Source organism: Deltaproteobacteria bacterium, from assembly GCA_003696105.1.
In the GTDB taxonomy this organism is placed as follows: Bacteria; Myxococcota_A; Polyangia; order Haliangiales; family J016; genus J016.
On the sequence record RFGE01000250.1, the window covers coordinates 1 to 6,102 of the forward strand.

The 6,102-nt window shown below is 71.2% G+C and carries 3 protein-coding genes; all 3 read left to right on the forward strand.

What is annotated here, in order from left to right; genetic code table 11:
• Nucleotides 1–239 precede the first annotated feature (239 nt).
• Genes D6689_16045 through dnaE form a run of 3 tightly spaced genes read left to right on the forward strand, consistent with a single transcriptional unit; the run spans nt 240 to nt 5,411 of the window.
• Nucleotides 240–851 (forward strand): recombinase A, encoded by a 612-nt coding sequence (locus D6689_16045; protein ID RMH39604.1) that lies wholly within the window; start codon nt 240–242, stop codon nt 849–851.
• Nucleotides 829–2,322, forward strand: coding sequence for a DNA polymerase Y family protein (locus tag D6689_16050; GenBank protein RMH39605.1), 1,494 nt, complete (start codon nt 829–831; stop codon nt 2,320–2,322). Before D6689_16045 ends, D6689_16050 begins: the two co-directional genes overlap by 23 nt.
• Nucleotides 2,319–5,411 (forward strand): DNA polymerase III subunit alpha, encoded by a 3,093-nt coding sequence (gene dnaE, locus D6689_16055; protein RMH39606.1) that lies wholly within the window; start codon nt 2,319–2,321, stop codon nt 5,409–5,411. The genes D6689_16050 and dnaE overlap by 4 nt, the downstream gene beginning before the upstream one ends.
• Nucleotides 5,412–6,102 lie beyond the last annotated feature (691 nt).

Genomic DNA, 6,102 nt, shown 5'->3' on the forward strand with positions numbered 1-6,102 from the left:
GTGGGGGCGCCGCAATCAACCCGGGTAGGGGCGCTGCAAATCAACCCGGGTAGGGGTGCCGCGAGGGGGCCGGGGCGCCAGCCCAATCAACCCGGGTGGGAGCACCGTCCAATCAACCCGGGTGGGAGCACCGTCGATCCGATCCGGATTGGGCTGGAATCGTAGGGTTTTGGAATGACAGGGAAATCCGATCTTGCGCGGTGTCATACGGGTTTGCTGTACTGAACATTAGAGCAGCTATGGAGCGCGCCAACGTCATTCCGCTGCACACACCCGCTGCCGCCCCCGCGGAGCGCCCGCGCTGGCGGCTCGCCGAGTTGTCGGGGCGACTGGTCGAGATCGCGGGCCGCGGCGCGGCCACACCGCTCACGGCGGCGATCGGGCTGGTGGTCGAAGCGCAGCGGGCCGGCGAGCCGGTCGCGTGGGTGGCGGCGCACGCCGCGACGTTCTACCCGCCGGACGCGGCCGACGCCGGCGTGGATCTGGCGGCGCTGCCGGTGGTGCGGGTGTCCGGCGCCCGCGCGGCCGCGCGCGCGGCGGATCACCTCGTGCGATCGGGAGCGTTCGCGCTGGTCGTGGTCGACCTCGGAGCGCGCGCCGCCATTCCGATGGCGATGCAGGGGCGGCTGGTCGGACTCGCGCAGCGCCACCACGCGGCGATCGTGTGCCTCACCGACACGCCGGCCGATGCGCCGTCGCTCGGCTCGATGGTGTCGCTGCGCGCGGTGGCCCTGCGCCAGCCGGCCGGCCGGGGCCGGTTTCGCTGCAAGCTCGCGGTCGTCAAGGACAAGCGGCGCGGTCCCGGCTGGAGCCACGCGGAGGTCGTCCGTGGACCGGCTGGCCTGCGTTGATCTCCATTCGTTCCCTCTGCAACTTCTCGTGCGCCGCCACCCCGATTGGCGCGACGTGCCGGTCGCGGTCGTCGCCGACGACCGGCCGCAGGCGCCGATCCTGTGGGTCAACGAACGGGCGCGCGCCGCGCGCATCTTGCCGGGCCAGCGCTACGCACACGCGCTCGGGCTGGCGCGCGACCTGCGCGCAGCTCCGGTGCCGCCCGACGCGATCGCGGCGGCCGTGGCAGCCGTAGCCGACGCGCTGCGCACGTTTTCGCCCGACGTCGAGGCGTCGGAGCGCGAGCCCGGAGTGTTCTGGCTCGGCGGCGCCGGGCTCGGCCTCTTGTTTCCGTCGGTCGGGGCGTGGGCGCGGGCGATTCGCGCGCGCCTGCGCGACGACGGCTACGCCGCGACCGTCGTGGTGGGGTTTTCGCGATTTGCGACCTACGCGGTCGCGCGGGCGGCCAGCCGGCCGATCGTGGTGTTTCGCGATCGCGACGCCGAGCGGGCGGCGGCCGAGCAGGTGCCGCTCGACCGGCTCGACCTGGAGCCGCGGTTTCGCGACACCCTCGCCAAGCTCGGCGTCCATACCGTCGGCGGGCTATTGCGGTTGCCACCGGGCGGCCTGCTCGAACGGTTCGGCCCAGAGGCGTTTCGGCTCCACGAGCTGGCCGCCGGCGAGCGGTGGGATCCTCTGCGCGCGCAGGCGCCGCCCGAGGCCGTCGAACAGAGCGTGGTGCTCGACGACCCCGAAACCGACGCCGACCGTCTCGCGTTCGCGATCAAGCGAGCGCTCGACCCGCTGCTGGCAGCGCTCGCGCGCCACCACCAGGCGCTCACGGCGCTCGTCATCGACCTGACCCTGGACCGCCACGACCCGCCCGAGCGGCGCGAGATCGTGTGCCCCGCCGAGCCGACGCTCGACGCGCGCGCGCTGTTGCGACTGGTCCATTTGCGGCTCGAGGGAGCGCCGCCGCCGGCCGGCGTCGTCGAGATCCGCCTCACCGCCGCCAGCCGGCGCGCAACCCGCGAGCAGCTCGCGTTGTTTCGTCGCGCGCCGCGGCGCGACCTGCGCGCGGCCGACGAGGCGTTCGCGCGGTTGCGCGCCGAGTTCGGCAACGACGCCGTCGTGTGCGCCCGGCTGTGCGACGCACACCTGCCCGAGGCGCGGTATGCGTGGGTGCCGCTTGGCCGCGCGGTGTCGCCGTCGCCCGCTGCCGTCGCGATGCGGCCGCTCGTGCGGCGCATCCAGCGCCCCGTGCCGCTGGTGCCGCCCGGCGCGCGCTCGCGCGACGACGGCGCGCTGGTCGCGGGGGGCGACGGCGCGCTGGTCGACCAGTGGATCGGACCATTTGTCGTGTCCGGCGGCTGGTGGCGCGCCGAGGTGCAGCGCGACTACTACTTCGCGCAGTTGCAGTCGGGCGAATTGCTGTGGGTCTACTACGATCGGCGGCGGCGCCGCTGGTACGTCCAGGGGGCCGTCCAGTGACGCCGAGGTACGCGCCGCTTTGGTGCCGGTCGAACTTTTCGTTTCTCGACGGCGCCAGCCATCCCGATGAACTCGTCGACCGCGCACATCAACTCGGTCTGCGCGCGATCGCGCTCACCGACCGAGACGGTGTCTACGGCGCCGTTCGCGCGCACGTCAAGGCGCGCGAACTCGGCATCCATCTTGTTGTCGGTGCAACTGTTTCGATCGACGACGGCAGCCACATCGTGCTGCTGGCGCGCGACCGCGGCGGGTACGCCAACCTGTGTCGTCTGCTGACTCGCGGCCGCCGCCGGTGCGCCAAGGGACAGTCGCGCGTGAGCTGGCGCGAGGTGTGCGAACACGCCGGCGGGCTCACCGCGCTGTGGGGCGGCGACGGTAGCGCAATCGTCGCGCCGGACGAGCCGGTGGTCGCGGCGCGCGCGCTGCGAGACGCATTCGGCGACCGGTTGTACGCGCTGGTTGCGCGGCACCGGCGCGACGACGAAGTCGAAGTCGAGCGGCGCGTACGTGAGCGCGCGCGCCGGTACGGCGCGCCGGTGGTCGCCGCGGTCGAAGTGCTCTATCACACGCGGGCCCGCCGGCCGTTGCACGACGTGCTCACCTGTGTGCGGCACGGCGTCACGCTCGCCACCGCGGGCCGGCTCATCAAGCCGAACGCCGAGCACGAGCTGAAATCGCCGCGCGCGATGGCGGAGCTGTTTGCGGACGACCCGGCCGCCGTGGCGCGCAGCGAGGTGCTCGCCGCCGAGCATCGGTTCTCACTCGACGAGATCCGCTATCGCTACCCGTCGGAGCGACTGCCGAGCGGCTTGACGTCGGCGCAATGGCTGCGCGAGTTGACGTTGCGCGGCGCGCGCGATCGCTACCGCGGCGAGGTGCCGGCCGAGGTGCGCGCGCAACTCGACCGCGAACTCGCGCTCGTCGACGAGCTCGACTACTGCGGCTACTTCCTCACGATGTACGAGATCGTCCAGTTCTGCCGGGCCAACGGCATCTTGTGCCAGGGGCGCGGCTCGGCCGCGAACTCGGCCGTGTGCTACTGCCTCGGCATCACCGCGATCGATCCCGTGCGCATGGGGCTGTTGTTCGAGCGGTTCTTGTCGCGCGAGCGCGCCGAACCGCCCGACATCGACCTGGACATCGCGCACGAGCGGCGAGAGGAGGTCATCCAGTGGGTCTACGACAAGTACGGTCGCGACCGCGCAGCGATGGTCGCCAACGTGATTCGCTACCGGCCGCGGTCGGCGGTACGGGATGTCGGCAAGGCGCTCGGCATCCCGGCGACCGCGCTCGATCGCGCCGCCAAGCTGCTACACCGCCACGGCGACATCGAGCCGGCGGCGCTGGCGGCCGCGGGGCTCGATCCGCAGGCGCGCGCCCACGCGCTGCTCATCGCTTTGGCCGGCGAGGTGCTCGACTTTCCGCGCCACCTGTCCATTCACCCGGGCGGGTTCTTGCTCGGTCACGAGCCCGTGTGCGATCTCGTGCCGATCGAAAACGGTGCGATGGCCGGGCGGACGGTCATCCAGTGGGACAAGAACGATCTCGACGACCTCGGGTTGTTCAAGGTCGACCTGCTCGGGCTCGGCGCGCTCACGATGATCGACAAGTGCTTTGCGCTGATCGAGCGCCATCGCGGGCAGCGGTGGACGATGGCGACCGTGCCGGCGGACGATGACGCCACCTTCGACATGATCTGCCGCGCGGACACCGTGGGCGTGTTTCAGATCGAAAGTCGCGCGCAAATGGCGATGTTGCCGCGGCTGCGCCCGCGGTCGTTTTACGATCTCGTGATCGAGGTGAGCATCGTGCGGCCCGGTCCGATCACCGGCGGCATGGTCCACCCGTACTTGCGCCGGCGCAGCGGCGCCGAGCCGGTCGCCTATCCACACCCCTCGCTGCGTCCGGTGCTCGAAAAGACGCTCGGCATACCGCTGTTTCAGGAGCAGGTCATGAAGCTGGCGGTCGTCGCGGCCGACTACACGCCGGGCGAGGCCGACCAGCTTCGCCGCGACATGGCCGCGTGGCGCCGCAGTGGCCGCATCGAGCGCCATCGCGAGCGGCTGGTGTCGCGCATGGTGCAAAAGGGCATCGCCGAGGAATTCGCTCAGCGCGTGTTCGAGCAGATCAAGGGCTTCGGCGACTACGGATTCCCGGAGGCGCACGCGGCGAGCTTCGCGCTCATCGCCTATGCGACCGCGTGGCTCAAATGCCATTTTCCTGCGGAGTTCGCGTGCGCGCTGCTCAACGCGCAGCCGATGGGGTTTTACTCGCCGGCCACGATCGTCGAGGACGCCAGGCGTCACGGGGTCGAGGTGCGGCCGATCGACGTCGCGCACAGCAACTGGGACTGCTCGCTCGAACCCGACGGCGCCGGCCGGTTCGCGATCCGCATGGGGTTGCGCTACGTCAAGGGACTCGGCCCGGCCGACGGCGCGCGCATCGAGGGCGCGCGCGCCGCCGCGCCGTTTGCGTCGATCGAGGACGTCGTCCGCCGCACCGGGCTCGACGCGCGCCGCCAGGCGCGGCTGGCCGAGGCGGGTGCGTTCGCCTCGTTCGGCCGCAACCGGCGTACGGCTCTGTGGCAGGTCCACGGGTGGGCGCGCGCGCAGCGCGACGCGCTGCCCGTGGGGACTGCGGCGCCGTCCCCCGCGTTCGCGGACCTGCCGGCGCTCGATGCGATCCTGTGGGACTACCGCACGTCGGATCACAGCCCTCGCGGCCACCCGCTCGCGCCGTTGCGCCCCGCGTTGCGCGCGCGCGGGCTGCCGGCCGCGCGCGACGTCCAACGCATGCCGGACGGCCGCCAGGTGCGCTACGCGGGCATCGTCATCTGCCGCCAGCGGCCCGGCACCGCGAGCGGCGTCACGTTCATGACGCTCGAGGACGAAACCGGCTTCGTCAATGCCGTCGTGTGGCGGCGCGTATTCGAGCGGTACGCGGTGTTGCTCAAGACGGCGTCGTTTCTCGGCATCACGGGGACGCTGCAGGTGCAACAGGGTGTCGTCCACGTCGTCGTGGACCGCTGCTGGCAACCCGATGTCGGCGCGCGCCCCGCGGCCACGCGCAGCCGCGACTTCCATTGACGGCGCGTCGTTCGCGCGCCGCGGGCGCCTCGCGGCGTCATCTCGGCTACGGATGGGTACGGGCGATCGCCGTATCGTTCAGCGCGGCTGTCCTCGCTTACCGAAGTAAGACATCCGGGAATCGTCTGCGATCGGTGTTGGCGTGCATTCTTGCGGTGGCCGCATGCCGCGGCGAAGACGGCCGGCAAGGTGGACGACTTACCATCACGGAGTTCTTTGCCGAGTTCGTTCGGCTCAGCTGCGAGTACGAATTTCGCCTGCTGCACGGCAGATGAGATCGCCGAATGCGCAAGCGGTCTGTACACCGATCGGCATCCTGTAAATCCGCGCTCACCGCGTTGGTCGTCGGGCTCCTCGCCCGATGCGATTCGGCGACCGAGCAGGCCGGCCGAGCCCAGTTTGACGGGGAAGCTGCGGCTTGTTGCCCAGACGCGCTGCGCGGTCTCCGTTGCGAACAGTTCGCCAACGCATTTTACATAGACGTTGATGCGCCCGCCGACTATGCGGCGATCGTCGTTCCGAAGGGTTCCGCGGGTGGTGCGTGCGCACAGGATTACGAATGCACGACCGATTACTGCCGCGGCGCGGGTGGGGACGCCGACGGCACGTGCGCGGCAAGGCCGGACGAAGGCGAGCCGTGCGAGTTCGACTCCGACTGTCAAGAGGGTCTGCGTTGCGATTACGATATCGA